33 protein-coding genes are annotated in these 25561 nt (G+C 67.8%); 12 read left to right on the top strand and 21 right to left on the bottom strand.

The annotated features are described in order from the left end of the window. Positions 1–59: 59 nt before the first annotated feature. A complete protein-coding gene (gene rpmB, locus GRI40_RS09080; RefSeq protein WP_160611017.1) occupies positions 60–347 on the top strand; it encodes a 50S ribosomal protein L28 in 288 nt (95 codons plus the stop codon). Positions 348–425: 78 nt separating this feature from the next. Here the strand turns inward: rpmB and GRI40_RS09085 are convergent, their stop codons facing one another. The 3 genes from GRI40_RS09085 to xseA are packed head-to-tail and all read right to left on the bottom strand — an operon-like array spanning position 426 to position 3010. Beyond that, positions 426–1319, bottom strand: coding sequence for a M23 family metallopeptidase (locus tag GRI40_RS09085; protein WP_337190532.1), 894 nt, complete (start codon positions 1317–1319; stop codon positions 426–428). Beyond that, positions 1316–1516 carry a DUF2093 domain-containing protein gene (locus GRI40_RS09090; RefSeq protein ID WP_160611019.1) on the bottom strand — a complete coding sequence of 67 codons (201 nt, stop codon included), beginning with the start codon at positions 1514–1516 and terminating at the stop codon, positions 1316–1318. The genes GRI40_RS09085 and GRI40_RS09090 overlap by 4 nt, the downstream gene beginning before the upstream one ends. A 24-nt stretch (positions 1517–1540) precedes the next feature. Further along, positions 1541–3010, bottom strand: a complete 1470-nt coding sequence (gene xseA / locus GRI40_RS09095) for an exodeoxyribonuclease VII large subunit (RefSeq protein WP_160611020.1) — start codon at positions 3008–3010, stop codon at positions 1541–1543. Here xseA and purD point away from each other — a divergent pair. Beyond that, on the top strand, positions 3009–4295 hold the full coding sequence (purD, locus tag GRI40_RS09100; protein ID WP_160611021.1) for a phosphoribosylamine--glycine ligase: 1287 nt from the start codon (positions 3009–3011) through the stop codon (positions 4293–4295). The two genes, xseA and purD, sit on opposite strands and share 2 nt — an antisense overlap. Then, on the top strand, positions 4292–5017 hold the full coding sequence (locus GRI40_RS09105) for a hypothetical protein (RefSeq protein ID WP_160611022.1): 726 nt from the start codon (positions 4292–4294) through the stop codon (positions 5015–5017). The genes purD and GRI40_RS09105 overlap by 4 nt, the downstream gene beginning before the upstream one ends. On the opposite strand, the gene GRI40_RS09110 is transcribed toward GRI40_RS09105, so the two are convergent. Further along, positions 4986–5924 carry an adenosine kinase gene (locus GRI40_RS09110; protein WP_237489138.1) on the bottom strand — a complete coding sequence of 313 codons (939 nt, stop codon included), beginning with the start codon at positions 5922–5924 and terminating at the stop codon, positions 4986–4988. The genes GRI40_RS09105 and GRI40_RS09110 overlap by 32 nt on opposite strands. A gap of 169 nt (positions 5925–6093) precedes the next feature. Here GRI40_RS09110 and GRI40_RS09115 point away from each other — a divergent pair, with 169 nt between their 5' ends. Beyond that, entirely contained in the window at positions 6094–6774 is a 681-nt protein-coding gene (locus tag GRI40_RS09115; protein WP_160611024.1) for an EI24 domain-containing protein, read from the top strand. Beyond that, positions 6771–7190 (top strand): hypothetical protein, encoded by a 420-nt coding sequence (locus GRI40_RS09120; RefSeq protein ID WP_202390176.1) that lies wholly within the window; start codon positions 6771–6773, stop codon positions 7188–7190. The genes GRI40_RS09115 and GRI40_RS09120 overlap by 4 nt, the downstream gene beginning before the upstream one ends. On the opposite strand, the gene GRI40_RS09125 is transcribed toward GRI40_RS09120, so the two are convergent. From GRI40_RS09125 to GRI40_RS09180, 12 genes are all read right to left on the bottom strand, one after another. Then, positions 7187–7396 (bottom strand): hypothetical protein, encoded by a 210-nt coding sequence (locus GRI40_RS09125; protein ID WP_160611025.1) that lies wholly within the window; start codon positions 7394–7396, stop codon positions 7187–7189. The genes GRI40_RS09120 and GRI40_RS09125 overlap by 4 nt on opposite strands. 44 nt (positions 7397–7440) lie before the next feature. Continuing rightward, on the bottom strand, positions 7441–7797 hold the full coding sequence (locus GRI40_RS09130) for a HesB/IscA family protein (protein WP_202390177.1): 357 nt from the start codon (positions 7795–7797) through the stop codon (positions 7441–7443). Continuing rightward, positions 7797–8270: an SUF system Fe-S cluster assembly protein gene (locus GRI40_RS09135; RefSeq protein ID WP_160611027.1), complete on the bottom strand. Its 474-nt coding sequence runs from the start codon at positions 8268–8270 to the stop codon at positions 7797–7799. Before GRI40_RS09135 ends, GRI40_RS09130 begins: the two co-directional genes overlap by 1 nt. 14 nt (positions 8271–8284) lie before the next feature. Then, on the bottom strand, positions 8285–9472 hold the full coding sequence (locus tag GRI40_RS09140; protein WP_160611523.1) for an aminotransferase class V-fold PLP-dependent enzyme: 1188 nt from the start codon (positions 9470–9472) through the stop codon (positions 8285–8287). Positions 9473–9558: 86 nt separating this feature from the next. Continuing rightward, positions 9559–10302 (bottom strand): SufD family Fe-S cluster assembly protein, encoded by a 744-nt coding sequence (locus tag GRI40_RS09145; RefSeq protein WP_337190533.1) that lies wholly within the window; start codon positions 10300–10302, stop codon positions 9559–9561. Then, the gene (locus tag GRI40_RS09150; RefSeq protein WP_160611028.1) at positions 10299–10709 is read right to left on the bottom strand and encodes a hypothetical protein; all 411 of its coding nucleotides are present in this window, start codon (positions 10707–10709) and stop codon (positions 10299–10301) included. Before GRI40_RS09150 ends, GRI40_RS09145 begins: the two co-directional genes overlap by 4 nt. After that, complete coding sequence (gene sufC / locus GRI40_RS09155; protein ID WP_160611029.1) at positions 10706–11551, bottom strand: Fe-S cluster assembly ATPase SufC; 846 nt, start codon at positions 11549–11551, stop codon at positions 10706–10708. Before sufC ends, GRI40_RS09150 begins: the two co-directional genes overlap by 4 nt. Further along, positions 11538–11897, bottom strand: coding sequence for a hypothetical protein (locus GRI40_RS09160; RefSeq protein WP_237489031.1), 360 nt, complete (start codon positions 11895–11897; stop codon positions 11538–11540). Before GRI40_RS09160 ends, sufC begins: the two co-directional genes overlap by 14 nt. Then, positions 11894–12418 carry an endonuclease domain-containing protein gene (locus GRI40_RS09165; RefSeq protein WP_160611030.1) on the bottom strand — a complete coding sequence of 175 codons (525 nt, stop codon included), beginning with the start codon at positions 12416–12418 and terminating at the stop codon, positions 11894–11896. Before GRI40_RS09165 ends, GRI40_RS09160 begins: the two co-directional genes overlap by 4 nt. After that, positions 12411–12692, bottom strand: coding sequence for a hypothetical protein (locus GRI40_RS09170; RefSeq protein WP_160611031.1), 282 nt, complete (start codon positions 12690–12692; stop codon positions 12411–12413). The genes GRI40_RS09165 and GRI40_RS09170 overlap by 8 nt, the downstream gene beginning before the upstream one ends. After that, positions 12689–14170, bottom strand: coding sequence for a Fe-S cluster assembly protein SufB (sufB, locus tag GRI40_RS09175; protein ID WP_160611032.1), 1482 nt, complete (start codon positions 14168–14170; stop codon positions 12689–12691). The genes GRI40_RS09170 and sufB overlap by 4 nt, the downstream gene beginning before the upstream one ends. Further along, positions 14167–14601, bottom strand: a complete 435-nt coding sequence (locus GRI40_RS09180) for an RrF2 family transcriptional regulator (RefSeq protein WP_160611033.1) — start codon at positions 14599–14601, stop codon at positions 14167–14169. Before GRI40_RS09180 ends, sufB begins: the two co-directional genes overlap by 4 nt. A gap of 302 nt (positions 14602–14903) precedes the next feature. Here GRI40_RS09180 and GRI40_RS09185 point away from each other — a divergent pair, with 302 nt between their 5' ends. From GRI40_RS09185 to GRI40_RS09195, 3 genes are all read left to right on the top strand, one after another. Then, positions 14904–15929 carry a quinone-dependent dihydroorotate dehydrogenase gene (locus tag GRI40_RS09185; RefSeq protein WP_160611034.1) on the top strand — a complete coding sequence of 342 codons (1026 nt, stop codon included), beginning with the start codon at positions 14904–14906 and terminating at the stop codon, positions 15927–15929. Positions 15930–15938: 9 nt separating this feature from the next. Further along, positions 15939–17645: a gamma-glutamyltransferase family protein gene (locus tag GRI40_RS09190; protein ID WP_160611035.1), complete on the top strand. Its 1707-nt coding sequence runs from the start codon at positions 15939–15941 to the stop codon at positions 17643–17645. A gap of 83 nt (positions 17646–17728) precedes the next feature. After that, complete coding sequence (locus GRI40_RS09195; protein WP_160611036.1) at positions 17729–19525, top strand: AMP-dependent synthetase/ligase; 1797 nt, start codon at positions 17729–17731, stop codon at positions 19523–19525. Here GRI40_RS09195 and GRI40_RS09200 read toward each other — a convergent pair. From GRI40_RS09200 to GRI40_RS09220, 5 genes are all read right to left on the bottom strand, one after another. Next, a complete protein-coding gene (locus GRI40_RS09200) occupies positions 19513–20031 on the bottom strand; it encodes a hypothetical protein (protein WP_160611037.1) in 519 nt (172 codons plus the stop codon). The two genes, GRI40_RS09195 and GRI40_RS09200, sit on opposite strands and share 13 nt — an antisense overlap. Before the next feature lie 37 nt (positions 20032–20068). Next, positions 20069–20596, bottom strand: coding sequence for a hypothetical protein (locus tag GRI40_RS09205; RefSeq protein WP_160611038.1), 528 nt, complete (start codon positions 20594–20596; stop codon positions 20069–20071). A 115-nt stretch (positions 20597–20711) separates the two neighbouring features. Then, positions 20712–21314: a GNAT family N-acetyltransferase gene (locus GRI40_RS09210; RefSeq protein WP_160611039.1), complete on the bottom strand. Its 603-nt coding sequence runs from the start codon at positions 21312–21314 to the stop codon at positions 20712–20714. 55 nt (positions 21315–21369) lie between these two features. After that, positions 21370–22395 carry a sulfur carrier protein ThiS gene (gene thiS, locus GRI40_RS09215; protein WP_160611040.1) on the bottom strand — a complete coding sequence of 342 codons (1026 nt, stop codon included), beginning with the start codon at positions 22393–22395 and terminating at the stop codon, positions 21370–21372. Beyond that, complete coding sequence (locus GRI40_RS09220) at positions 22367–22789, bottom strand: MerC domain-containing protein (protein ID WP_160611041.1); 423 nt, start codon at positions 22787–22789, stop codon at positions 22367–22369. Before GRI40_RS09220 ends, thiS begins: the two co-directional genes overlap by 29 nt. A 96-nt stretch (positions 22790–22885) precedes the next feature. On the opposite strand from GRI40_RS09220, the gene GRI40_RS09225 reads away from it, so the two are divergent. From GRI40_RS09225 to rpsI, 4 genes are all read left to right on the top strand, one after another. Beyond that, on the top strand, positions 22886–23974 hold the full coding sequence (locus tag GRI40_RS09225; RefSeq protein WP_160611042.1) for a COX15/CtaA family protein: 1089 nt from the start codon (positions 22886–22888) through the stop codon (positions 23972–23974). Further along, the gene (gene cutA, locus GRI40_RS09230; RefSeq protein WP_160611043.1) at positions 23971–24282 is read left to right on the top strand and encodes a divalent-cation tolerance protein CutA; all 312 of its coding nucleotides are present in this window, start codon (positions 23971–23973) and stop codon (positions 24280–24282) included. The genes GRI40_RS09225 and cutA overlap by 4 nt, the downstream gene beginning before the upstream one ends. Before the next feature lie 130 nt (positions 24283–24412). Further along, positions 24413–24892 (top strand): 50S ribosomal protein L13, encoded by a 480-nt coding sequence (gene rplM / locus GRI40_RS09235; RefSeq protein WP_160611044.1) that lies wholly within the window; start codon positions 24413–24415, stop codon positions 24890–24892. Further along, the gene (gene rpsI, locus GRI40_RS09240; protein ID WP_160611045.1) at positions 24892–25470 is read left to right on the top strand and encodes a 30S ribosomal protein S9; all 579 of its coding nucleotides are present in this window, start codon (positions 24892–24894) and stop codon (positions 25468–25470) included. The genes rplM and rpsI overlap by 1 nt, the downstream gene beginning before the upstream one ends. Positions 25471–25561 lie beyond the last annotated feature (91 nt).

Consider the following 25561-nt stretch of genomic DNA (forward strand, 5'->3'; position numbering starts at 1 on the left):
CTCGCTAAGCGCGCGCCTTTCCCGGCACCGCCGAAACCATTTTTGCGAAGAGATCACCCATGTCGCGCATCTGCGAACTGACTGGCAAGGGCCGCCAGGTCGGCCACAACGTGAGCCACGCCAACAACAAGACCAAGAAGGTGTTCCTGCCCAACCTGCAGAAGGTGACCCTGATGAGCGAGAAGCTGGAGCGCAGCTTCAAGTTCCGGGTCAGCACCCACGGCCTGCGTTCGGTGGAACACAATGGCGGTCTCGATGCCTGGCTGCTCAAGACCAGCGACGACAAGCTTTCCAGCAGCGCGCTGAAGGTGAAGCGCGAACTGCGCAAGGCTGCTCAGGCCGCCTGATTCACCGCACAAAGCGGCAAGAAAAAGGCGCGCGGAACTTCGGTTTCGCGTGCCTCTTGCCGTTCATGACACCGCGCCTCAGCGCGGCGGGAGAAACAGCAGCGGATCGAGCCGCGCGCCCTGCCACATCAGCGACCAGTGGAGATGCGGCCCCGTCGCGCGGCCGCTGCTGCCGACGTAACCGAGCAACTGCCCCTGCGCGACACGGTCGCCTTCGCGGACGGCGAGGCGCTGCGAATGCAGGAACGCGCTGTTGAGACCGGCGCCGTGATCCACGATCAGCAGGTTGCCTTCCAGCGAGAAGGGCCTGTCCGTCGCCAGCACCACGACCCCGTCCGCCGGGGCGACATACGGCGCGCCGGCACCGGGCGCGAGGTCGAGGCCCGAGTGATACGACCCCGGTTCCCCGCGATAGATGCGCTGCGATCCGAAGCGGCCTGAAATGCGGCCCGCCGACGGCCAGATAAAGGACTGCCGCCAGCCTTCCACGGCGTTGCTCCTGGCCCGCGCGGCGGCAATCTGAGCAAGTTCCGGGCGGCGGCGCTCGAGGAAGGCGGCGCTCGACCCACCGGGCGTGCGCGCCACGTCGACCCGTTCGATCTGCCATTCCCGCGGGGCAACGGGGATCGGCCTGCGGACAACTTGCCCATCGCGGAGAGTCGCGGTCAACATCGCGGAAGGCCCGGCATCGCGGTCGAACGCGGCGAAGAATCGCCCCTCACCATCGATAGTGAGCACGTCGTCGCCCAGTCGCGCGGTGCGGGTGCCCGCCGGCACCTGTCCGCGAATCCAGCCGCCCTGGATCGCTTGCCCGTCGAACACGAATGTCGCCGGCCCTACCGGCTGGGGAAGCGCAACAGTGGGCGGTGGCGGGGGCGCAGGCATGGCGGCGATGTCCGGCGTGGACGCGGAAGGCGCAATGCAGGCGGTCAGCAAGGCCAGCGCGGAGAGCGGTGCGATGCGGCGGATCACCGGTCCAGCAGGCGACGCGTCGCGATGTCGGACGAGGCGTAGGCCTCCTGCAGCGGAACGCTCCAATAGCGCAGCTCCTCGAGCGGGATCAGCGCCCCGCTTACCGCGCACACGACGTGATTGCCGGGGCGCATCACGCGAAAACCGTTGGGGCCGTAGATCAACTGGGCGGTCTGGTCGCCGGATTTCATCAACATGGCATACGCCCTACCACCTTGCGCCTATCCGAACAAATCGTCCTGCGCGGCGGGCAAAGCCGCGCGCTTTGCCGGAGTGCGCGGGCGCAGCTGTCCGGGCACGGCGTCGGCGGCAAGGACCGGCAGCGTGCCGTCAGCGAATTGCAGGGTGAGCCGCCCGACCGCCGCAGCCTCGCCTCGCGTACGGACCAGCCGGCCGTCGTCCCGAGTCACAAGCGCGAAGCCGCGCCGCAGCGGCGCGCGCGGGTCGAGCGAGGCGAGCAAGCGGTCCGCCGCCGACAGCGTGGTCCGATCGCGCTGGAGGCGATTGACGAGGAGCGCCGGGGCAAGCCGCGTTTCGCCTAGGCGGCGCGCGGCGTCGCGCAGCCCGCGTTCGAGCACGGCGGGATGCAGCCGCAGCCGGGCGAGCGATTCGCGCCCTGCCATCGCCCGGTCGCGCAAGGCACGGCGCAGGCGTTCGGAAAGGTCATCCAGCACCTGCGCCTGCGGGGCAAGCAGCGCCTCCGGCCGCGGCAGGCGCCTGGCGCGCGCTTCCAGCCGCTCACGCCCCAGTTCGACCGGGCGGAGCGCGCAGCGCCGCTTGCGCAGCGCGAAATCACCCAGCGTTGCGGCCAGGTCGCGCAGGACGGGCACGGCCATTTCGGCAGCGGCGGTGGGCGTCGGCGCGCGCCGGTCCGCCGCGTGGTCCGCCAGCGTTGTGTCCGTCTCGTGCCCCACTGCGCTGATCGTGGGGATCACGCATTCGGCGATCGCGCGAACCACGACTTCCTCGTTGAAGCTCCACAAATCCTCGATCGAACCGCCCCCGCGCGCCACGATCACGAGGTCGGGACGGAGCGGATTATCCTCTGCCATGGCCGAAAACCCGCGCACCGCGCCTGCGACCTGCTCCGCCGCGCCCTGCCCCTGGACCAGCACCGGCCAGACGACGACACGGCTGGGAAAGCGGTCGGCCAGCCGGTGGAGGATATCGCGGATCACAGCCCCGGTCGGACTGGTGACCACGCCGATGGTGCGCGGGATATAAGGGAGCGGCCGTTTGCGCTCCGGCGCGAAGAGACCTTCGGCGGCGAGACGCTGGCGGGTCTTTTCGAACAGGGCAAGCAGCGCGCCTTCCCCGGCAAGCTCCAGCCTGTCGATCACCACCTGATACTTCGATCGGCCCGGATATGTCGTCAGCTTGCCGCTGGCGACGACTTCCAGGCCATCTTCCGGGCGGAAGGCGAGCGCAGCCGCCGGGCCACGCCACATGACCCCGTCGATCACCGCGCTTTCGTCTTTCAGGCAGCAGTAGAGATGGCCCGATGCGGCGCGCTTCACGCCCGAAAGCTCGCCCCGAAGGCGCACGAAGCCGAACCGGTCCTCGACCGTGCGCTTCAGCATGCCGGCAAGTTCGCTCACCGTCAGCGGCTCGGCGTTGTCGCCAAAGTTGTTCGGGGCCCGGCCCTTCGCTACCAGCCCATCTGACACATCGAACGGATCGGAAGCAGGCATGAACATCCTCTTGCTGGGCGGCGGCGGACGCGAACATGCGCTCGCGTGGAAGCTGGCGCAATCCCGCCTGCTGGCTGGTGCCGGAGATAGGCTCTATGCAGCCCCGGGCAACCCGGGGATCGCGGACCATGCCGAACTGGTCCCGCTCGATCCCGCCGACCACGCCGCGGTGTCCGCCTTTTGCGAAGAACGGCGCATCGGCCTGGTGGTGATCGGCCCCGAAGCGCCGCTGGTCGATGGCCTTGCCGACACGCTGCGCGCCGCCGGGGTTGCGGTGTTCGGCCCCTCGGCCTCCGCCGCCCGGCTGGAAGGCAGCAAGGGCTTCACCAAGGACCTGTGCGCACGCGCCGGCATTCCGACGGCCGGATACGTCCGCACCGCCTCGCTGGCCGAAGCGATGGCGGCGCTGGATCGCTTCGTGGCGCCTTATGTCCTCAAGGCCGATGGCCTCGCCGCCGGCAAGGGCGTGATCATCGCCGATGATCGCGCGGACGCGGAGGCCGCACTCGCCGACATGTTCGCGGCCGAGGGCGCACAGGTCGTCATCGAGGAATTTCTGGAAGGGGAGGAGGCCAGCTTCTTCGCCCTGACCGATGGGGCCAGTGTCCTCGCCTTCGGCAGCGCGCAGGATCACAAGCGGGTTGGAGACGGAGATACCGGGCCCAACACCGGGGGCATGGGCGCCTACAGCCCCGCCCGCGTGCTCACTCCGCTGCTGGAAGGCGAGGTGATCGAGCGGATCATTGCCCCGACGGTCCGGGCGATGGCCGACGCCGGCGCCTCATACTGCGGAGTCCTGTTCGCCGGGCTGATGCTGACGCGCGAGGGGCCCATGCTCATCGAATACAACTGCCGGTTCGGCGACCCGGAATGCCAGGTGCTGATGATGCGGCTGGAGGACGATCTTGGGGAGCTGCTGCTTGCCTGCGCCGAAAACCGCCTGGCGACCGCGCCGGCGGTGCGCATGCATCCAGGCACTGCGCTTACGGTGGTGATGGCGGCGGACGGCTATCCCGGCACGCCGCACAAGGGCGGCCCGATCGACCTGTCCTCGGTTGCGGGGGAGGGGGTCAAGGTGTTCCACGCGGGCACCGCCACGGGTGATGGCGGTCTCGTCGCCAGCGGCGGCCGCGTGCTCAACGTCACCGCCACGGGCACCAGCGTGACCGAGGCAAAGGATCGCGCCTACGCCGCGGTCGATGCGGTGGACGCGCCCACCTTGTTCTACCGCCGTGACATCGGTTGGCGCGAAGTGGCGCGGGAGGCGCCGGGCACCGCAGCGTGAAGCGTGCGCTGCTCCTGGTCGCGCTGCTGGCGAGTGCCTGTCAGGGCGAGCGCGGCGCCGGGGTCTACCGTGAAACGCCAGAGGCGCGGCAGGCGCGGCAGGATGCAGCGTTCCTTGCCGGAGAGCGCGTGGGGGTGGGCGCCATCAAGGGGCGCCTTGCCGATATCGGCATCGGGCCGGACCGATACCGCTTGGTCACGGACCCCGACCATGGCGTGGAACTGGTCGAACTTGCCGGTCCGCCCGACGGGCTGAGCAAGAGCCAGCGTGAAGCCTTGGGCCGCCTTGTCGTCGACAGCAACTTTCGCCTGACTTTCGCCGACGCCGCTACCGAGCGAGCCGTCGATCCTGGCGAAGAGATGTATCGCCGCGACGTCATCACCGCCATTGCGGAGCTTGATCGGCACGGCGATTGGGACCGCGTTCCGCGCATGACCCCGGGTGAATCGCTGACCCTGCTGGCGCGCCGGATCGAGGCATGGTGCGACTTCGAACGCGGCGATGCGCTGAACGTGATCGACGAAAGATGGCTCGAATACAGCCACGCACCAGTGGACGCAGCGGTTACGGAGCCTGTCCCCGCGGATGCCGCCGCCCGATTCGATTGCCTGCGCCGCGTGGTCTATGCCACGCAATTGCGGCGCCATTTCATCGGGTATCGCGGCGAGCAACCCCCGCCCGTCTATTCTTTCAGCCCAGCTTCTCGGCCATCAGCGCCTTGAGATCGGCTTCCGGCCGCGCGCCGTAGTGGCTGATGATCTCCGCCGCGCAGATCGCGCCCCGGCGAAGGCAGCGCTCCAGCGGCTCGCCGTTGACGTGGCCGTATAGGAAGCCCGCAGCGAACAGGTCGCCCGCGCCGGTCGTGTCGACCACCGTGGTTGGCTCCGCAGCGGTTTTGGCACGCTCCCCGCGCCGAACCGCGACGGCGCCGTCGGCGCTGCACGTTACGACGAGCGTCGGGACCTTGCCAGCCAGCGCGGCGATGCCCGCCTCCAGATCATTCTCGCCGGTAAGCGCCGCCAGCTCGGTGTGGTTGGCGAACAAGATATCGATCAGGCCTTCGTCGACCATGGCTCGGAAATCGTCGCCGTGCCGGTCGATCACGAACACTTCGCTCAGGGTGAAGGCCACTTCCCGCCCGGCGGCGCGGGCCGCCTCGATCGCCCGCCGCATCGCGGCGCGCGGTTCTTCCGGATCCCACAGGTATCCTTCGAGATAGAGCACGCGCGCGGCGGCGATGGCCGTTTCGTCCAAGGCGGCGGCCGGGAGGAACTGGCTCGCACCCAGGAACGTGTTCATCGTGCGCTGGGCATCGGGCGTCACGAAGATCAGGCACTGCGCAGTAGGCGGTTCAGCGCCGCGCGCGGGGGTGTCGAAGTCGATCCCGCCGGCGCGAATGTCGTGCGCGAAAACCTGGCCGAACTGGTCGTCCGCGACTTGTCCGATGAAGGCGCATTGCGCGCCGAGCGCCGCCAGCCCGGCGAGCGTGTTCGCCGCCGAACCGCCGCTGATCTCGCGCGCGGGGCCCATCGCTTCGTAGAGCCGCTTCGCCCCGTCGGCATCGATCAGGGTCATCCCGCCCTTGTTGAGCGAGAGTTCGGCGATCTGGTCATCGGTGCACGGTGCCATCACGTCGACGATGGCATTGCCGATGGCAATCACGTCGTACCGGGGCGAAGGTGCAGGTTGGGTCACACGTGTTTCCTTGCGAAGGGGATTGTCGCGGGCGCGCCTAGCGGCTGCGCGCCCGTGCGCCAAGCGCGTTGACGGCGCTGCTTGCCGCCCTAGACGTGGCGGGATGACCGGAGTCCTGTCTGCCTTCACGCGCGCGCTGGGCCAGCTCGGCGACGGACGCGTGCTCCGCGTGCTCGGCAAGAGCATGGCGGTGACGCTGCTGATCTTCCTTGTCCTTGGCGCCGCGCTTGCCGCCTTCGGCCCGCCGCTGGCGGCGCGGCTGACCGGGCTGGAGGGCGACGTGTTCTACGTCGTGGCCGGGCTCCTGGCGGTGCTTGCCGCGTGGCTGCTCTTCCGCATCGTCGCGCTGGTGGTCCTGCAATTCTTCGCCGACGAAGTCGTCCACGCGGTAGAGGGCCGGTATTACCCGGCCGCGGCCGCCGCCGCGCGCAAGGTGCCCTTTCGGGAGGAGGCCCGCAGTGCCTTCGCCGGCCTGATGCGCGTGTTGATCGTGAACCTCATCGCGCTGCCCATCGCCCTGCTGCTGCTGGTGACCGGAATCGGCACCGCGCTGCTGTTCTGGGCGGTCAACGCCTGGTTGCTCGGCCGCGAGCTGACCGACATGGTCTGGCTGCGGCACCGTGCCGATTCGTCGGCCGGGCTGCCGCTTGGCGGGTTGACACGCTTTGCCCTGGGCGGGATCGTTGCCGCGCTGTTGCTGGTGCCATTCGCAAACCTGCTGGCACCGGTCCTGGGCGCGGCGGCAGCGACGCACCTCGTCCACAATCGCAAGAGGCCCGCGTGAAATATTTCCTTGCCCTTATCCCCGCCCTTGCGGTCGCGGCCTGCGGCCCGTCCGGCAAGCTCGCCTCCGCCCCGAACCCAGTCAGAGTTACGACAGTGCCCGCAACCAATCCCGCGGCGCCGCCCACCACCGGCTTTCGCGCCGCGCGGGTGATGAACCTGCCCGGGCTGGAAGGGGTGATCGGCGCGGACACGGCGGGCCTTCAGCGCCAGTTCGGCAAGCCGCGGCTGGACGTGTGGGAAGCCGACGCGCGCAAACTGCAGTTTTCTGGCGATGCCTGTGTGCTGGACATCTATCTCTATCCGCCGAGCCCCGGAGCGGCACCCAGGGCGACCTACGTCGATTCGAGACGGGCGAGCGACGGGCAGGATGTCGACCGCGCGGCCTGCGTCAGAGCCTTGCGGAAAGCCGACTAACCCGAAAAGTCGAGCGGCGCTTCGGCCCCGCCCTGCAGCGGCATCGGTCCCCTAGGCGGGACAGCAGGGACAGCGAGGCCGGCTTCGGGCGGTTTGCGCTTGCGAGGACCAATCCTGGGCCGGATGCCGGCCTGGAGCAGTTGCCGCATGAGGTTGTCGCGCTCTGCCATGACCGTCTGCAGGATACGCTCCGCGCCGCGCAGCATGTCGCGCAGGACCTCGATTTCCTGCTCCGCGCGGCATGAACCGATTATACCATGAAGCTTTCGCCGCAGCCACACGCGCCCTTGGCGTTTGGGTTGTTGAACACGAACCCGGAGGTGAAGTCGTCCTCCACCCAGTCCATCGTGCTCCCGACGAGATAGAGCACGCTCGCCCCGTCGATGTAGAAAGCGCCTGCCGGCGTTTCGATCTTCTCGTCGAAGCGGGCTTCCTCGGTGACGTAATCGACGGAGTAAGCAAGACCTGAGCAGCCCCGGCGAGGGGTGGATAGCTTGACGCCGATCGCGTCTGCGGGTGCCCTGGCCATCAGTTCGGCGATCCGTGCCTCGGCAGCGGGGGTGAGGATGACGGCGGCGGGGCGCTGGCGGAGAGTCGTCTCGCTCATCATAGCATTCCCAGTTCCAGCCGCGCCTCGTCGGTCATCTTGTCGGGCCCCCAGGGCGGGTCCCACACCAGCAGCACTTCGGCATCGCGCACGCCGGGGACGGCGCCGACGCGCAGCTCGACCTCGCCCGGCATCGATTCGGCGACCGGGCAGTGCGGCGTGGTCAGCGTCATCGTCACTTTGGCGTCGCCATCGGCGGTGACGTCCACCCCGTAGATCAGGCCAAGGTCGTAGATGTTCACGGGGATTTCCGGATCGAAGATGTCCTTGAGCGCCGCGACCACCGCTTCGTACAGGTCACCGCCCGGCTCCCCTACATGGCTGACCGGCGGCTTCTGGGCGAGGAACCCTTCGAGGTAATCCCGCTTGCGCTCGAGCTTGGCCGCGGGGCTTTCTGCATCCTCCACCATCGCGCGGGGCGGGCGGGGGACCGCGTCCACTTCCTCGATTTCGATCCTGGTCTGCTCGTTCATTGCCGAATTCCGCATCATGAAAAGATCCTGCGCGCGCGCTCGATGCCGCGTACCAGGGCCGCCACGTCGCTTTCGTCGCTATAGAGCCCGAAGCTCGCCCGCGCGGTCGCGGGGACGCCGAGGTGCTCCATCAAGGGCTGCGCGCAATGATGGCCGGCGCGAATGGCGACGTTTTCTTCGTCCAATATGGTGCCGAGGTCGTGCGGATGCACCCCCTGCATCGCGAAACTGACGATACCGGCGCTTTCTTCGGGGCCGAACAGAGTGACATCATTCATCGGCCGCAACGCGTCGCGAAGCATGTTCACCAGCGCCCCTTCGTGCCGGGCGACGGATGCCAGATCGTGCGCGGCCACGTAATCGCACGCCGCGGCCAGACCGATCGCTTCCACGATCGCGGGGGTGCCGGCTTCGAACCGTTGCGGCGCGGCGGCAAACGTCGTGCCTTCGAACGAGACCCGATCGATCATCGCGCCCCCGCCCTGCCAGGGCGGCATGGCGTCGAGCAGTTCGGCCCGGCCCCACAGGGCACCGATGCCGGTGGGACCGTACAGCTTGTGGCCCGAAAATGCGTAGAAGTCGCAATCCAGCGCCGCGACGTCGACAGGCACGCGCGGAACCGCCTGGCACCCGTCGAGCAGCAGCTTGGCACCGACGCCGTGGGCCAGCGCCGCGGCGCGTTCGACATCCAGCACGGAGCCGAGCACGTTGGAGACATGCGCGAACGCCACCATCGCGTGGTCCGGCGTCAGCATGGCTTCCGCTGCGTCGAGGTCGATCCGGCCATCGGCGGTGAGCGGGCAGACATCCACCTGCCACCCGGCAAGCTGCCATGGCACGATGTTGGAATGGTGCTCCAGCAGGCTGAGCAGCACGCGGCCCCCCGAACCTGCGGCACGGGGATAGCATTGGGCGACAATGTTGATCGCCTCCGTCGCGCCGCGGGTGAAGACGATTTCGTCCTCCCGCCCCCCGATAAAGGCCGCAACCCGCCGCCGCGCCGCTTCGTAGCCGAGCGTCATGCTGGCCGAACGGGAATAGACCCCCCGGTGCACCGTGGCGTAGTCCGCCCCCAGCGCGCGGGTGACCGCGTCGATCACGCTCTGCGGCTTCTGCGCGGTGGCGGCGGTGTCAAGATAATGCCAGCGGCTGCCGTCCGCATTGGCGAGACCGGGGAAGTCCTTGCCGATCTCCGACGGCATCGGAACGCCCTGTCTTTCTGCGAGCGCGCGTTCGGGTGCAAGGGCCAGCTCATCAGCCAGCTCGGTGCGAACGGATAGCGGGGTGTTCACGCCGCCCCCTCCAGCGCGCCCAGCGCCGCGTCGAGCAAGGCTTCCGGCTCACCATGCGCGGCAAAGGCATCGGCGACGAAGGCGCGCACCAGCAGCGCCTTTGCCGCCTCCGGTGGCAGGCCCCGCGCGGCCATGTAGAATGCCGCCGTCTCGTCCAGCCGGCCGATCGCGGCGCCGTGCGCACACTTCACATCGTCGGCGAAAATCTCCAGTTCGGGCCGTGCGTTGGTGCTGGCTCCTCTTTCGAGCAGCAGGCCCTTGAAGCTTTGCGCAGCGTCGGTTTTCTGCGCATCGCGCGCCACCGCCAGCCGGCCGAGGAAGTTGCCCGTCGCCGTGCCCCAGTGGACGCTGCGCACCACCTGGTTGCTGGTGGCGTGAGGTTGCGCATGATGGACCCGCGTGACGATTTCGCGCACGGCATCGCCGCCGCCGATCGTCACGCCGCCAAGTTCGAAATGCGCGCCTTCGCCCAGCGTGACCTCTACCTCCAGCCGCGTGTATTCGCTGGCCGAGAGGATGGCAAAGAGCGCCGCCCGTGCGCCCGCACCCACCGTCAGCCGCACGCGGTGGAGGCCGGCCTCGCCTTCGCCGAGGACCAGGTCCTTCGTGCGGGTTTCGCCCGGCGCCAGCGTCACGTCGCGCCACAGGGCAAGCGCATCGGCATCCAGCCCCGCGATCGCCGCGGGGTCGGCATAGCGCCACTCCTCGTCACGGTTCGTCGGCAGCGCGTCCAGCGTCACGATGCCCCCCGCTTGAGCGCCAGGGCCGCGATGCCCTGACCGCGACGCTCCTTGAGACAGGTGCTCTGCCCGGCGAGGATCGTGCCCATCTTCGCCTTCTTGTCCGCCTCGCTGCCCGGTCCGTCGGCCAGCGCCTTCAGTTTGGGGAAGACAGGCTTCACGCACGCCATCATCGCGCCGCAGCCGATCATGTCGATCTCGCTGTCGCCAGTGCTCTTCATGGTGCGGCAGGCGAGCTTGCCGTCGACCGCGCCCCACGCGCCCTGCCAGCCCTGCAGCTTGCCCGCGATCAGCGGAACCTGCGCGGCGACTTCGGGATCGACGGGCTTTGCGCCCTCTGCCGCAGCGGCGGCAGCGGGCGCGGCAGCTTGGGCGGCGATCAGGAGAAGGGGGGCGATCCAGCTCATACAGTCACGGCCTCGTATCCTTCGCGCTCGAGGTCGAGCGCCAGTTCCGGTCCGCCGGATTTTACGATCCGCCCCTTGGCCAGGATGTGAACGCGATCAGGCTTCACGTAGTCGAGCAGGCGCTGGTAGTGCGTGATCAGCAGCACGCCCTTGTGCGGGGCGCGCATGATCGCGTTGATGCCTTCGCCCACTACCTTCAGCGCATCGATGTCGAGCCCGCTGTCGGTTTCGTCGAGCACGGCGAACGCGGGGTCCAGAATGCCCATCTGGACCATTTCCGCCCGTTTCTTCTCGCCGCCGGAGAAACCGACGTTCACCGGGCGCTTGAGCATGTCCATGTCCATGCGCAGCAGCGTGGCCTTTTCCTTGGCCAGCTTGAGGAACTCTCCGCCGCTGAGCGGTTCCTGCCCCCGCGCCTTGCGCTGCGCATTGAGCGCCTCGCGCAGGAACTGGACGTTGGACACGCCGGGGATCTCGACCGGGTACTGGAAACCGAGGAACAGCCCTGCCGCCGCGCGTTCGTGGGGTTCAAGGGAGAGCAGGTCGATCTCCGCGGTATCGCCGCCCCCGACTTGATCGGGGGCCAGGTTATCTTCCGCGCGACCGCTCGAAGACGAGCCAAGGCCCGTGTCAAGCACGGGCTGACGAGGTGGGGTGAAGGTGACGCTGCCCCCGGTCACCTCGTACCCCGGCCTTCCGCCCAGCGTGTAGGCCAGGGTCGACTTGCCCGCCCCGTTCGGCCCCATGATCGCGTGCACCTCGCCCGCGCCGACCTCCAGGCTGAGGCCGCGCAGGATCGCGGTGCCCCCTACGGTGGCATGCAGGTCGTCAATGGTGAGCATGATGGGCGGACAATCCGGAGAAGTTGGCGATCGCATGGGCGATCTCGTTGTTGAGTTCGCGCGTCACGCGGCGGGCGATGGCTTGCGCCTCGTCCGGGCCGAGCCCCGCGGTCGCGGCAACGATGCGGGCGTCGCGCGCACCATCGATCTGCGGCTTGCAGGCGACGCGGGTGGAGAGGACCGCGGCTTCCAGCGTGGCATGACCGCCGCTGGCATTGGCCGACAGGCAGGCGCGTAGCCGGCGCTCGGCCTGCGTCAGGCTTTCGCCGGACACTGCCTCGAGTGGGGGCGCGGCGGCCACCGCGCCCAGCGCGAGCAGTGAAAGACCGATTGCTTGCAGGCTCATCGCCGGTCTCCTCTATTCGGCCGCGAGTAATCCTGCCGCGGATTGGCAGCGGCATGTTCGCGGGCTCTGGCTTTCTTGTCGGCGATGCGCAGCCGCATCCCCGCGGTGATGCGGGCGAGCACGGCGTCCATGTCGGCGAGGACATCCGGCGCGGCGATCCGCATGACGCGGATGCCGACTTCCTCCAGGCTCTTGTCACGCCGTTTGGCGAGCACCGGATCGGCGCCTTCCTCATCCAGCATGATCGCCATGCCGAGATTGGCGCAGCCGAAATCGACGATCGCCGAACCGATCACCGCGTAGCGCGTGAACTTGTAACGGCCGAGGTCGGCCTTGGCGAACTTCTCCGCCAGCGCCTTGTGCGCCGGGCTCGAATGCCTCCGCATCTCGCGCGCCCGGTCGTGCAGCGCATCGAGCCGCTTCTCCGAGATTTCCCAGCCCCGCCCCTTCTTCTTGATCGCGGGCGCGGTGTCGGCAATCTCGGAGAGATCGCGGAGTTGGAGGGTTTTGCGGTCAGTCATTGGCCACCGCACCTCTCGCAATTGACCGTATAAAACGCCGCGCGAACGGCAGCTTCGTCAACAGATATCCCAGCAACACACCGGGCACGCTCGCGACTCCGAGAAACGCCACTGGATCACGCTCAATATCGGTATAGACGAAGGGGCTGAGCAGAAGGAGCACGTAGCCCGCCAACCACCATCGCGGTCCTTTCACAAAAGATCGAATAAGCACGCCAACGAAGATACCCGACAGGGTTCGACTGGGAAGGAAAGCAATTTCCGGCTCCATCACCCCACGCTCCCCTCAAGGCTAATCGCCAGCAGCTTCTGCGCTTCGACCGCGAACTCCATCGGCAGCTCTTTCAGCACGTCTTTCGCAAAACCGTTGACGATCAGCGCTACGGCTTCCTCCTGCCCGAGGCCGCGCTGCATGGCGTAGAACAGCTGGTCGTCGCTGATCTTGCTGGTGGTCGCCTCGTGCTCGATCTGCGCGGTGGGGTTCTTGACCTCGATATAGGGCACGGTGTGCGCGCCGCAGCGGTCGCCCAGCAGCAGCGAATCGCACTGGGTGAAGTTGCGCGCGTTCTCGGCATTGGGCCCGACGCGGACGAGGCCGCGGTAAGTGTTGTTGCTCTTCCCCGCGCTGATGCCCTTGGAGATGATCGTCGAGCGGGTGTTCGACCCGTTGTGGATCATCTTGGTCCCGGTATCGGCCTGCTGGAAATTGTTGGTCACCGCGACGGAATAGAATTCGCCTACGCTGCTTTCGCCGTTCAGCACGCAGCTCGGATACTTCCACGTCACCGCGCTGCCGGTCTCGACCTGAGTCCAGCTGATCTTGCTCCGCGCGCCCTGACACAGGCCGCGCTTGGTGACGAAGTTGTAGATTCCGCCCACGCCTTCGGCATTGCCCGGGTACCAGTTCTGCACCGTGGAGTACTTGATCTCGGCGTCGTCCATCGCGACGAGTTCCACCACCGCGGCGTGAAGCTGGTTCTCATCCCGCATCGGCGCGGTGCAGCCTTCGAGGTAGCTGACGTAGCTGCCCTTCTCGGCGACGATCAGCGTGCGTTCGAACTGGCCCGTGTTCTCCGCATTGATGCGGAAATAGGTGCTGAGCTCCATCGGACAGCGCACACCTTCGGGGATGTAGACGAACGTCCCGTCGGAAAAGACCGCGCTGTTCAGGCACGCGAAGTAGTTGTCGCGCTGCGGCACGACCTTGCCGAGCCAGCGCTTCACCAGCTCCGGGTATTCGCGGATCGCTTCGCTGATGGACCGGAAGATGACGCCCGCCCGCTCCAGCTCCGCGCGGAAGGTGGTCGCCACGCTGACGCTGTCGAATACCGCGTCGACCGCGACCTTGCGCGCGCCTTCCACCCCGGCGAGCACTTCCTGCTCAGCCACCGGGATGCCCAGCTTGTCATAGACCGCCTTGATCTCGGGGTCGAGTTCGTCGAGCGAGCCCAGCTTGGGCTTCGCCCTGGGCGCGGCGTAATAGTATGCGTCCTGGTAGTCGATCGGCGGATAGCCGAGCCTGGCCCAATCCGGTTCCTCCATGGTCTGCCACAGGCGGAAGGCCTTGAGCCGCCAGTCGAGCATCCATTCCGGCTCGTCCTTCTTGGCCGAGATGAAGCGGACGGTGTCTTCGTTCAAACCCTTGGGCGCGAACTCCGTATCGATCTCGGCCGACCAGCCGTGCTCGTAGTCGGCAGCGCGCTCGGCCGCCTCGCGGGCAGCCTGGTCCTGCAGGGTGACGTCCTCGATCATGCTGAAACCTGCGCAAGACGTGTCAAAGAGACGCTTGAAAGCGCGCGATGAAGCGTCTCATTGACCATGGGCCAATGCGGCCTGACGGTGCAGGAACACTCGATCGCGCATTCCCCGTGGGTGCACGCCGCCATCGCGATCGGACCTTCCATCGCCTCGACGATATCGGCCAGGGTGATCGCCGCCGCGGGGCGGGCAAGCTGCAAGCCGCCCCGCGCGCCGCGCACCGAGCGCAGCAGCCCCGCCGCCGTCAGCCGGCTGACGACCTTCGACACGGTGGGCGCGGGCAGGCCGGTTTCAGCCGCCAGCTCGCCAGCACTCGTCCGCCCGCGCCGTTTGTCGCCGGGATCGGCAAGCGCGCCCTTGCCGCAATGGCGGGCCGCGGCGCTCATCGTGACGACGGCGTAATCGGTGAGGTTGGACAATCGCATGGCGTAATTCGGAATGATTCGTTCCGAATTGCAACTAGGCCTGCGCCCCGCCCTTTTCAAGCGAGCGTCGCTACGGACGCCGGGTTCTTGTGCGGCGCAAAAAAAAGGCGGCCCTTGCGCGAACAAGGACCGCCCTGAAAGTAGAGAACTCGTCGCTGGAAGGCTTCGAGCCCTTCGGGTCGCAGCGATGCCACTAGCGAAACCGGCGCGAGTCGGATTGTATGAAAGCGACATTCCGTGCGGCGCACCGGTGCAGGACATCCCGCGCCTCGACACTTAACACCGCCGGCGATAACTGGCCCATGCTCTATCGCCTCGCATCGCCGGCGCTGTTCGCGCTGGGAACGGAAAACGCGCACCGCCTGGCGATTCGCGCACTGAAGGTGGCGCCGAGTCTGCCGCTCGCCCGGGAGGGCCCCCTGGCGACCGAAGTTGCGGGCATTCGCTTCGCCAATCCGCTGGGCCTTGCCGCCGGGTTCGACAAGAACGCGGAGGCGGCGAATGCGCTTCTCGGCCTCGGGTTCGGCTTCGTCGAATGCGGATCGATCACCCCGCGTCCGCAGGCCGGCAACCCGCGCCCGCGCCTGTTCCGGCTGGCGCAGGACCGCGCGGTGATAAATCGTATGGGCTTCAACAACGCCGGTGCGGCGGCTGCACTGGCGCGCCTCCGCGATCGGCCGCGGCGCGGTGTGCTGGGCGTCAACGTGGGTGCGAACAAGGATTCGGCTGACCGGATCGACGACTATTGCGCCGGCGTACGCATGCTCGCGCCCCATGCTGATTATATCACGGTCAATATCAGCTCCCCGAACACGCCCGGCCTGCGCGACCTCCAGGCAGAAGGGGAGCTCGCCGCCCTGCTCGCCGCGCTGGCGGCAGAGCGGCGCGCGGGCGATCCCCCGGTGTTCCTGAAGGTGGCGCCGGACCTCGCGCCCGGAGATCACGAGCGGATCGTGCGCGCCGCAATCGACCACGGCGTGGCGGCGCTGATCGTGTCCAACACCACGATCTCGCGCCCCGCGCTGCGGTCGCCCCTCGCCCACGAATCGGGCGGGCTATCGGGCGCGCCGCTGCGCGACCTCGCCCTTGACCAGTTGCGGCGATTCCGCGCCGTCGCCGGGCCGACCCTGCCCCTCGTGGGCGTCGGCGGCATCGCAAGCGCGGCAGACGCCTGGGCGCGCATCCGCGCGGGGGCGAGCCTGATCCAGCTTTACAGCGCCCTGGTTTTCGAAGGGCCGGGCCTCCCCCGCCGTATCGTCCGCGGCCTCGAAAACCTGATGCGGCGCGATGGATTTAGCTCGATTGCAGAGGCTGTCGGTAGCGAGTAGCAACCGGTGATGCTGCGCCGGATCATCACCCCGCTCGCCCTGCTGCCGCTCGTCGCGGCATGCGCCACCGTCCCCGCCTCGCCCGAGCGCGCGCGCCATGCGCCCGACACAGGACTGGTGTCCGCCGCCGATCCGCGCGCGGTGGAGGCGGGTATGTCGATCCTGCGCAAGGGCGGCAGCGCGACCGACGCGGCGATTGCCACGATGCTTGCACTGACCGTGGTCGAACCGCAAAGCTCCGGCATCGGCGGCGGCGGGTTCTACGTTCGCAGCGATGCGGCCGGCCGGGTCGAGACGCTGGACGGGCGCGAGAAAGCGCCTGCCGGCGCCACCGGCGACTGGTTCCTGGGCCCCGACGGCAAGCCCCTGCCGTTCCAGCAGATGCAGGAAAGCGGCCTCAGCGTGGGCGTGCCGGGCAACCTGCGTCTCGCCGCCAAGGCCCATGCAGAGCACGGCAAGCTCCCCTGGGCCGCGCTGTTCGAACCCGCGATATCGCTCGCCGCGGATGGCTTTGCGATGACCCCGCGCCTGCGTCAGGCACTCGTCAACGAGAAATCGACCGCGGCGCGCGATCCGGACGGGCGTGCATTGTTCTACGGCGCCGATGGCGAGCCGCTGGCCGTGGGTGCGATCGCCCGCAACCCGCAACTCGCCGCCACCTATCGCCGCCTGGCGAACGACGGGGCCGAAACATTCTATAGCGGCCCCGCCGCCGCGGCCATGGCGGCCGAGATCGCCGCGGACACACCGCGCCCCCGCCCGATGACTGCGGGTGATGTCGCCGCCTACGAAGCCAAGCACCGCCCGCCGGTCTGCGGCGCTTACCGGACGTGGAAGATCTGCGGCATGGGGCCGCCCTCCTCCGGCGCGACGACCGTCTATGCCATCCTCAAGCAGCTCGAACGGTTCGACCTCAAGGCGCTGGGGCCGAACAATCCGGTGTTCTGGCACGTGTTCGCCGAGTCCCAGCGGCTCGCCTACGCCGATCGCGAACTGTTCTCCGCCGACGCCGACTTCATCAAGGTACCGGTGGCGGGGATGACCGATCCCGATTACCTGGCGGCGCGCGGTGCGCTGATCGCGCAGGACCGCACGATGCCGGCCGTCACCGCAGGCCCGGTGCCGGGCGCCCTGGCGCTGGCCGACGGCGTGGAGGCGGAAGAGCGCGGCACATCGCACTTCGTGACGCTCGACAAGTGGGGCGAGGCGGTGAGTTATACCTCCACGATCGAGAGCGGCTTCGGGTCTGGCATCGTCTTCGGCGGATTCTATCTCAACAACGAACTGACCGATTTCAGCGCAGTGCCGGCGATAGGCGGCGTGCCGGTGGCGAACCGGGTGGAAGGTGGCAAGCGGCCGCGCAGCTCTATGGCGCCGACCCTGGTGTTCGACGCGGATGGCAACCTGCTGGTCGCCGTGGGCGCAGCCGGGGGCGCGACGATCCCCGTTCAGACGGCCAAGAACCTCATCGCCATGCTCGATTTCGATATGCTGCCCGGCGAGGCACTGGCGCTGCCCGTGCTGTTCAGCCCGGGCGATACCGTGTTCCTGGAAAAAGGGACGTTCCACGAAAGCATGGTCGGCCCGCTGACCGCGCTGGGACACCGCGTGGTCGTGCGCGCGCCCGGCTTCAAGGCAAACGCCGCGAAACGGGTTGGCGGGCGCTGGGTCGGCGCCGCCGATCCGCGCAGCGAAGGAACGTGGAAGGCGGAGTGAGCACGCTTGCCGCTACGGCTGCGGGGGCCTAATCCGCCTGCGAAAGAGGCTGGCCGCCGGACTAGAGGGTGAGGAGCGCCGCGTTGCAGTTGAGCGATATCGATTCCGCGAACAATCTGGTCGAACTGTTCCTGAAACGCGCCGACGCCCGCGGCGCGCGCCCTTTCCTTGGCGCCAAGCGCGGCGGGCAATGGAACACCCAGTCGTGGGCCGAAGTGGCGACGCAAGTCTGCGTGCTGGCCGAAAACCTGCGCGGCCTGGACCTCAAGCCCGGCGACCGGGTCATGCTGGTATCGGAAAACCGCCCGGAATGGTGCATCGCGGACCTTGCGATCATGGCTGCCGGGTGCGTGACCGTGCCCGCCTACACCACCAACACCGAACGCGATCATCTGCACATCCTCGACAATTCGGGCGCACGGGCGGTGATCGTTTCGACAGAAAAGCTGTCCGCTCCCCTGCTCACCGCGATGATGCGGTCCGGGATCGCGACCGATGTCATCGCGATCGACGGCATACGCCAGTTCCAGGGCGGCCATATCGCCTGCCACAAGTGGGACGACATGGTTTCGGGCGATGCCGCGGCGGCACGCGCCGCTGTCGATGCGCGGATAGCCGGTATCGGGCGGGGCGACACGGCGTGCATCATCTACACCAGCGGCACCGGCGGGGCGCCGCGCGGGGTATTGCAGCATCACGGCGCGATCCTGTGCAACGTCGTCGGCGCGGCCGAAGTGCTGGAGCAGGACTTTGGCCTCGACGATGATGAGCGTTTCCTCTCGTTCCTGCCGCTGAGCCACGCTTACGAACACACCGGCGGGCAATACCTGCCGATCGGCTGCGGCGCGGAAATCTACTATTCCGAAGGCCTTGAAAAGCTCGCCAGCAATATCGAGGAAGCGCGCCCCACCATTATGGTCGTGGTGCCCCGCCTGTTCGAAGTGCTGCGGACGCGGATCATGAAACAGGTGGAAAAGCAGGGCAAGGTGCCCCGCTACCTGATGGCGCGCGCGCTGGAGATTGCCGGCCAGCCGCGCCGCCGGCTGCGCGACCGGCCGGCCGATTTCGTAATCGAGCGGCTGTTGCGGCCCAAGATCCGCGCGCGTTTCGGCGGGCGGATCAAGGCGATGGTTTCGGGCGGTGCACCGCTCAACCCCGAAGTCGGGAATTTCTTCGAGGCGATGGGCCTCGTGGTGCTGCAGGGATACGGCCAGACCGAAGCCGGCCCCGTGATCAGCTGCAACCGCCCGCGCGCCGGCATCAAGATGGACACCGTGGGCCCGCCGCTGAAGGGCGTTGAGGTCCGCATCGCGGATGACGGCGAAATCCTGGTGCGGGGCGAACTGGTGATGCACGGGTATTGGCAGAACCCGGCGGAAACCGACAAGGCGCTGCAGGACGGCTGGCTCCATACTGGCGACATCGGGCACATCGACGACCGTGGACGGATCGTCATCACCGACCGCAAGAAGGACATGATCGTCAACGACAAGGGCGACAATGTCGCGCCCCAGAAGGTGGAAGGCATGCTGACCCTCCAGCCGGAGATCGCGCAGGCGATGGTCAGCGGCGACAAGCGCCCCTACCTCGTGGGGCTTATCGTGCCCGACGCCGAATGGATGGTCGAATGGTGCAACAACCAGGGCAAGAAGTTCGACTGCAAGGAGTTGCAGGATCTGCCCGAGTTCCGCATGGCCCTGCGTGCCGCAGTAGATCGGACGAACAAGGACCTCTCGGTCGTCGAAAGGGTGCGCCAGTTCGCAATCGCCGACGAACCGTTCAGCACCGACAACGAAGAACTGACGCCCAGCATCAAGATTCGCCGCCACAAGATCCGCGAACGTTACGGCGCGCGGCTGGACGCGCTCTACAAGGGCTGAATGCCGAGCGCCCGGCTGACTTTGTCGACGCTGGCCAGTTCTTTTTCGAGAACTTTCGTCAGGCGGTCGAGTTCGGCGAGCCGTTCCAGTATTTCGATCGGGGTCAGTCGGACTATTTCCGCGCGGGCGACGCCGGTGTCAAACGCGGTCCATTCGATGCGGATCGTCCCCTGCCTGGCGGTGACGCGGCCGTTGCAAAGAGAATTCTTATCGGCCGAGATATCGCGCGCAAAAGCCAGTGATCGGCGTGCCGGGCCGGAAATCGCCGCCAACGCCTCGTGCCGGAGGGCCGCAAGCAGCGCATCGAACCGATCGCGGGGCAAAACCGCGTTCGCTTCGGATGGAGAAACGAGCTTGGCCCTGGCACAGATTTCGAGCGACCGGGCGACGAAGAATTCGATCCGCGCGAACCGTTCGATCATGGCCCCGCGCCACAGGGTCGCGGTGATCACGAGCGGTTCGTCCGTATCCAGCGAAAAGGTCGATTGGTCGATCGGGGCGGACATTGGCCCGGATTAGGCGTGCGAGGTTAAGGCGCGCTTATCACGCCGCCTCGCGCGCGATGTATTCGGGATAGAAGCTCGGCGCGCGGTCGCTCCAGCCGGGCGCGGTGGCGGCGGCCTCGCTCAATGACTGCAACAGCATCTTGCGCCTGCCCGGGCGGATTTGCGGCAAGGCGGCCGCGGCGCAGAATGCGCTCGGCAGCCAGGGGCGCGCGTCGGAGCCCAGCAACCGTTCGTAGAGGAAGCGGAAGGCGGAAAAGCTCTCGATCCGTTCCTGCGCCAGATCGAACGCCGCGACCCGCGTCAGCTTGCCGATGAAGCGTTCGATATGTTCGAACCCGGTCTCGCACGGGACGGCGCCCCGCAGGACCTTGAGGTCCTGGTAGGCGACGTACTGGCTGCGGATCGCCGCGTTCTCGTCCGCGGTGCGCGCCCACAGCTTGAACGCATCCTGCCGGCCGAGCCCGATATCGAGGCTGCGCCGGATGTAGCGCTGCTCGGCGCCCGTGAAGCCGGCGAATTCACGCATCTCGCAAATCGTCATCGACGCGGCGTTGGTGACAGCCATGACGTCATCCCCCTGTTCGATCCGATAATCGCGCAGGATGGTTAATTTCGCGTTAGCCCTCGGCCGGGCGACGGTTTGCGACCAGCTGAAAACGGGCGGAAAAGCAGTTGCGGCGTCAGCTGCCTGCATGCCTCAGCATGCCCCAGTTCCGTAATCCGAGGTGGGCTACAGGCTCGATGCTTGTCACCTGGAAACCGAACCGTTCATAAATCGGGACGTTCTCCGAACGCTGAGTCTCGAGATAGACAGGCATCCGATCGTCGTCGGCGCGGCGGAGCATCTGGCGCAGCAAGCGGCCACCAGCCCCTTTCCCCCGTGATTCCGGCGCGACGCCCAACGTCAGCAGGTAGTAATGCGGCCCGGGCACCGCTTGGCGGTGAACTTTGTCCGTGTGCCCGGCAAAGGCCGCAAAGGCCCGAAAATCACGCAGTCCGAAGCGCATCGGCGCCGCGAACATCCCGGCGTGAAGCATTCTGACCGGGGTCATCTGCGTAGCGCCCGGGACAAGCCATAGAGCGGCAGCGTCCCGTTCCTCAGTTGTATGGCACTCCCCGTAGAGCAGCGCATATCTGCATCCGCACCGCATGAAATAGGCCAGCTTGGCCCCGGCCCCGGGTCCGTGGAAGAGGTGGGTTGCCGGTGGAAGACCGTCGAAGGCGGCGGTGAGCAGTTCGGTCGCCCAGGGAAGGTCGCTCGATCCCATGCGCCGTGTCATCATGATACCCCTCCCCGCGGCCCGTCAGCCTAGTGGAAGCGCACAAGTCCGCAAAGGGTCAGATCAGGCCGGCCAGCGGGCTGCTGGGGTCGGCGTATTTGCGGGTCGCCATGCGTCCGGCGAGGTAGGCGTCGCGGCCGGCCTGCACCGCCAGTTTCATCGCGCGGGCCATGCGTATGGGGTCCCTGGCCTCGGCGATGGCGGTGTTCATCAGCACGCCTGTACAGCCGAGTTCCATGGCGACGGCCGCGTCGCTCGCGGTGCCGACCCCGGCGTCGACCAGCACCGGCACACGGGCGCCTTCGACGATGAGGCGGATGGTCACGCGGTTCTGGATGCCGAGGCCCGAACCGATGGGCGCGCCCAGCGGCATTACCGCGACGGCGCCGGCATCTTCCAGCTGCTTCGCCGCGATCGGATCGTCCACGCAGTAAACCATCGGCAGGAAGCCCTCGCCCGCCAGCACCTCGGTCGCCTTCAGCGTTTCGCGCATGTCGGGATAGAGGGTGCGCGCCTCGCCCAGCACTTCCAGCTTCACCAGGTCCCAGCCGCCCGCCTCGCGCGCCAGGCGCAGGGTGCGGATGGCGTCTTCCGCGGTGAAGCAGCCGGCGGTGTTGGGGAGGTAAGTGGTTCGCTTCGGATCGATGAAATCGGTCAGCATCGGCGCATTCGGGTCGCTGACGTTCACGCGCCGCACCGCGACGGTGACGATCTCCGCTCCCGATGCCTCCAGCGCGGCGGCGTTCTGCGCGAAATCCCCGTATTTGCCGGTGCCGACGATCAGGCGCGAGGTGAAGCGGCGCCCGGCGACTTCCCATGAATCGTCCGGCGTATCGCCCGCCGAACCGTCCGCCCTACCGTCCGGCGCACCATGATCGCCGCCGCCTACGAAATGGACGATCTCCAGCACGTCGCCATCGGCCAGCGCGGCATGCCCAAGGGTCGAACGCGGCGCGATCACGCCGTTCCGCTCGACCGCCACTTTCTCCGGCACCAGGCCAAGTTCGCGCACCAGTTCCGCGATGGTGCTGGCGGCGGTGCGGCGGTTGTCGCCGTTAACGGTCAGAGTCAGATGTGCAGGCATCCACGCCAGATAGTGCACAGCGGCAGGCGCGCAAGTTGAGGATGTGGCCGAGCGAGACCAGCGCGACGCCGATGATCGTCAGCACCGCTTCCTCCACCCCGTGCGGCACGGCGAGGGCACCGCCCATGAAGGTAAGGCCGGTCATCGCGGTGACGAACGGCCCGGCGCGGCGGTGCCGCAGGGCGCCCCAGCCGATCGCGACCGCCGCCACGATCATCGCGATCGCAAGGCCCGCTTCGTGGATGATGGGATTGGCGAACAGTTCGCCCCCGAAACCGAGGGCCGAGACCAGCACGATCGTCGCCAGGCAATGCACGGCGCAAAGCGCGGACAGGGTGATGCCCACGCGGTCGAGCCGTCCGCGAATCGAGGTGGTGGTGAATGCTTTGCCCATGGCGCCAGGTGCATCTATGTAACGCTGTATCGTTACGCAAGTGCGCATGTCCGCCCAACTTGCGATTCGCGGCGGGCAGGGGCATGGCCGCGCCCGATGGAAAACCCTTCGACCGCGCCCGCAAGCATCCGCCCCAATGCCCGCTCGCTCGCCCTGTGGCTGCTGGCGGTGGCCGCGCTCGTGCTGGCGATCGTGGCGGTGGGCGGTATCACGCGCCTGACCGAATCCGGCGTCTCGATCACGGAATGGAAGCCGGTGACGGGCACGATTCCCCCGCTCAACGACGCGCAGTGGGAGGCCGAGTTCGCCGAGTATCGCCAGACCCCGCAGTGGCAACAGGTCAACGGCCCCGCCGGGATGACGCTGGAGACCTACAAGTTCATCTATTTCTGGGAATGGGTCCACCGCCTGCTGGGCCGGGTGATTGGGCTGGCGCTGGTGGGCGTTACGGCGGTATTCTGGCTGAAAGGGCGCATTCCGCCGGGCTACAAGCCGCGGCTGCTGGCGCTGATCGGGCTCGTCGGGCTGCAGGGTGCGATCGGCTGGTGGATGGTGACGTCCGGCATCGCGACCGATGTGAAAGTCAGCCATTTCCGCCTCGCCGTGCACCTGCTCACCGCCCTGCTGACCCTGGGCGGGCTGGTGTGGACCGCGCTCGACCTGCTGGCATTGTCGCGCGATCCCGCCGCGCGCCCGGCACGCGTGACCCGTTTCGGCGGGCTGGTGCTCGCGGTGCTGACGATCCAGCTGCTCCTCGGTGCCTGGGTCGCGGGATTGCGGGCCGGCGTGGTGGCCGGCGGCGGCTGGTTCAACTGGGACGCCTGGCCGCTGATGCAGGGCACGTTCTATCCCGAAGGGGTCGATTGGGCCGGCGGCGCCCTGTGGACCGTGGGGCACGATCCGTTCCTGATCCATTTCCTCCACCGGTGGTGGGCGTGGGCACTGGTCGCGGTGCTGATCGTGCTCGCGCGCCGGATCCGCCGCCTGGAACGGCGCGCTTCGGTGGCGATCCATTCGGCGTTCGGCCTCCAGATCCTGCTCGGCATCGCCACGGTGTGGAGCGGCATGGAGGTGTGGCTCGCCGTGCTGCACCAGACGGTCGGCGCGCTGCTGGTCATGGCGACGGCGTGGGGCGTTCACGTGGACGGCCGGCGCGCGCAGCAGCGGGTGGAGGCCGGGCGATGAGCGCGCTCATCTGGTGCCCCTTCCCTGACGAAGGGGCGGCCGCGACCGCCGCCACCGTGCTGCTCGATGAAAGGCTGATCGCGTGCGCCAACCTGCTGGGCACGGTCCGCTCCCTCTATGAATGGGACGGCCAGCGCGGCGACACGCGCGAGACGGCAGTCCTGTTCAAGACCGACGCCGCGCTGCTCGACCGGGCGGTCGCGCGCATTGCGGAACTCCACCCTTACGATGCGCCCGCGGTGATGGGCTGGCGGTGCGATGCCGCAGCGCCGGCAACCGCCGGATGGCTCGGAAAACTGGCCCGCTAAATGCTGGCGGTATTATTTTACCGCCTCGCAAACCCGCCGATTTGCTTGACTCCTGCGCCCTTCGCCGCCAGAGGGCCCGCTTCCCCGCGGCCATCCGCGGACGTTCTGCATCAACCAAGGTAGACCAGCCATGAAGGCGCTCAGCAAGACCACCCGGTCGATCAAGCCGGCCGAGGTCGAGAAGAAGTGGCACCTGATCGACGCCGATGGGCTCGTCGTCGGCCGCCTCGCCTCGATCGTCGCCAACATCCTGCGCGGCAAGACCAAGCCGAGTTACACCCCGCACGTCGACTGCGGCGACCACGTGATCGTGATCAACGCCGACAAGGTGCGGTTCACGGGCAACAAGCTCGCCGACAAGAAGTATTACAAGCACACCGGCTATGCCGGCGGGATCAAGGAAACGACCGCCGCCAAGGTGCTGGAAGGCCGCTTCCCCGAGCGCGTTCTGGAAAAGGCCGTGGAACGCATGATTCCGCGCGGGCCTCTCGGCCGCCAGCAGATGAAGGCGCTGCACCTCTACAGCGGCGCCGAGCATCCGCATGCCGGCAACCAGCCCGAGACGCTCGACGTCGCTTCGATGAACCGCAAGAACAAGGTCACCGTGTAATGACCCCCGAAGAATCTGGCTCACAGAACACCGTGTCGGATCTCGCCGACCTCAAGAACCTGTCGGGTGCGGGCGAAGCCGCTGCCGGCCCGGCCGCCGATGCGCCCGCCGGTGACGATGGCGCCGAAGCGCCGGCCGGGTTCACCCCGGTCGTCAGCAACGCCCCGCTGCGCGAGCAGGAGCTCGACAAGCAGGGCCGCGCCTACGCCACGGGCCGCCGCAAGGATGCCGTCGCCCGCGTGTGGGTGAAGCCCGGCACCGGCAAGATCATCGTCAACGGCCGCGACCAGGAAGTCTACTTCGCGCGTCCGACGCTGCGCCTGGTGATCAACCAGCCGTTCGGCATCACCGAACGTGACGGCCAGTACGACGTTGTCGCCACCGTCAAGGGCGGCGGGCTTTCGGGTCAGGCCGGCGCGGTCAAGCACGGCATCGCCCAGGCGCTGTCGAAGTACGAACCGGTGCTGCGCGCCACGGTCAAGGCCGCGGGCTTCCTGACCCGCGACAGCCGCGTCGTCGAGCGCAAGAAGTACGGCCGCGCCAAGGCACGCCGCAGCTTCCAGTTCTCGAAGCGCTGATACGCATCCAGTTTCCGCGACGGCGGAATGGGAGGGCGGTGCCGCAAGGCGCCGCCCTTTTCGCATCGGGGATGCCGGCGCTCGATGCCGG

This window comes from Tsuneonella aeria, assembly GCF_009827495.1.
Classification (GTDB): Bacteria; Pseudomonadota; Alphaproteobacteria; order Sphingomonadales; family Sphingomonadaceae; genus Tsuneonella; species Tsuneonella aeria.

Coding starts and splice junctions, on each gene's coding strand:
- rpmB (WP_160611017.1), top strand. CDS start 60: ATGTCGCGCATCTGCGAACTGACTGGCAAGGGCCGCCAGGTCGGCCAC.
- GRI40_RS09090 (WP_160611019.1), bottom strand. CDS start 1,516: ATGTTGATGAAATCCGGCGACCAGACCGCCCAGTTGATCTACGGCCCC.
- purD (WP_160611021.1), top strand. CDS start 3,009: ATGAACATCCTCTTGCTGGGCGGCGGCGGACGCGAACATGCGCTCGCG.
- xseA (WP_160611020.1), bottom strand. CDS start 3,010: ATGCCTGCTTCCGATCCGTTCGATGTGTCAGATGGGCTGGTAGCGAAG.
- GRI40_RS09110 (WP_237489138.1), bottom strand. CDS start 5,924: ATGGCACCGTGCACCGATGACCAGATCGCCGAACTCTCGCTCAACAAG.
- GRI40_RS09115 (WP_160611024.1), top strand. CDS start 6,094: ATGACCGGAGTCCTGTCTGCCTTCACGCGCGCGCTGGGCCAGCTCGGC.
- GRI40_RS09125 (WP_160611025.1), bottom strand. CDS start 7,396: ATGCTGCGCGGCGCGGAGCGTATCCTGCAGACGGTCATGGCAGAGCGC.
- GRI40_RS09130 (WP_202390177.1), bottom strand. CDS start 7,797: ATGAGCGAGACGACTCTCCGCCAGCGCCCCGCCGCCGTCATCCTCACC.
- GRI40_RS09135 (WP_160611027.1), bottom strand. CDS start 8,270: ATGAACGAGCAGACCAGGATCGAAATCGAGGAAGTGGACGCGGTCCCC.
- GRI40_RS09140 (WP_160611523.1), bottom strand. CDS start 9,472: ATGCCGTCGGAGATCGGCAAGGACTTCCCCGGTCTCGCCAATGCGGAC.
- GRI40_RS09150 (WP_160611028.1), bottom strand. CDS start 10,709: ATGAGCTGGATCGCCCCCCTTCTCCTGATCGCCGCCCAAGCTGCCGCG.
- sufC (WP_160611029.1), bottom strand. CDS start 11,551: ATGCTCACCATTGACGACCTGCATGCCACCGTAGGGGGCACCGCGATC.
- GRI40_RS09160 (WP_237489031.1), bottom strand. CDS start 11,897: ATGAGCCTGCAAGCAATCGGTCTTTCACTGCTCGCGCTGGGCGCGGTG.
- GRI40_RS09165 (WP_160611030.1), bottom strand. CDS start 12,418: ATGACTGACCGCAAAACCCTCCAACTCCGCGATCTCTCCGAGATTGCC.
- sufB (WP_160611032.1), bottom strand. CDS start 14,170: ATGATCGAGGACGTCACCCTGCAGGACCAGGCTGCCCGCGAGGCGGCC.
- GRI40_RS09180 (WP_160611033.1), bottom strand. CDS start 14,601: ATGCGATTGTCCAACCTCACCGATTACGCCGTCGTCACGATGAGCGCC.
- GRI40_RS09185 (WP_160611034.1), top strand. CDS start 14,904: ATGCTCTATCGCCTCGCATCGCCGGCGCTGTTCGCGCTGGGAACGGAA.
- GRI40_RS09190 (WP_160611035.1), top strand. CDS start 15,939: ATGCTGCGCCGGATCATCACCCCGCTCGCCCTGCTGCCGCTCGTCGCG.
- GRI40_RS09200 (WP_160611037.1), bottom strand. CDS start 20,031: ATGTCCGCCCCGATCGACCAATCGACCTTTTCGCTGGATACGGACGAA.
- GRI40_RS09205 (WP_160611038.1), bottom strand. CDS start 20,596: ATGGCTGTCACCAACGCCGCGTCGATGACGATTTGCGAGATGCGTGAA.
- GRI40_RS09210 (WP_160611039.1), bottom strand. CDS start 21,314: ATGATGACACGGCGCATGGGATCGAGCGACCTTCCCTGGGCGACCGAA.
- thiS (WP_160611040.1), bottom strand. CDS start 22,395: ATGCCTGCACATCTGACTCTGACCGTTAACGGCGACAACCGCCGCACC.
- GRI40_RS09220 (WP_160611041.1), bottom strand. CDS start 22,789: ATGGGCAAAGCATTCACCACCACCTCGATTCGCGGACGGCTCGACCGC.
- GRI40_RS09225 (WP_160611042.1), top strand. CDS start 22,886: ATGGAAAACCCTTCGACCGCGCCCGCAAGCATCCGCCCCAATGCCCGC.
- cutA (WP_160611043.1), top strand. CDS start 23,971: ATGAGCGCGCTCATCTGGTGCCCCTTCCCTGACGAAGGGGCGGCCGCG.
- rplM (WP_160611044.1), top strand. CDS start 24,413: ATGAAGGCGCTCAGCAAGACCACCCGGTCGATCAAGCCGGCCGAGGTC.
- rpsI (WP_160611045.1), top strand. CDS start 24,892: ATGACCCCCGAAGAATCTGGCTCACAGAACACCGTGTCGGATCTCGCC.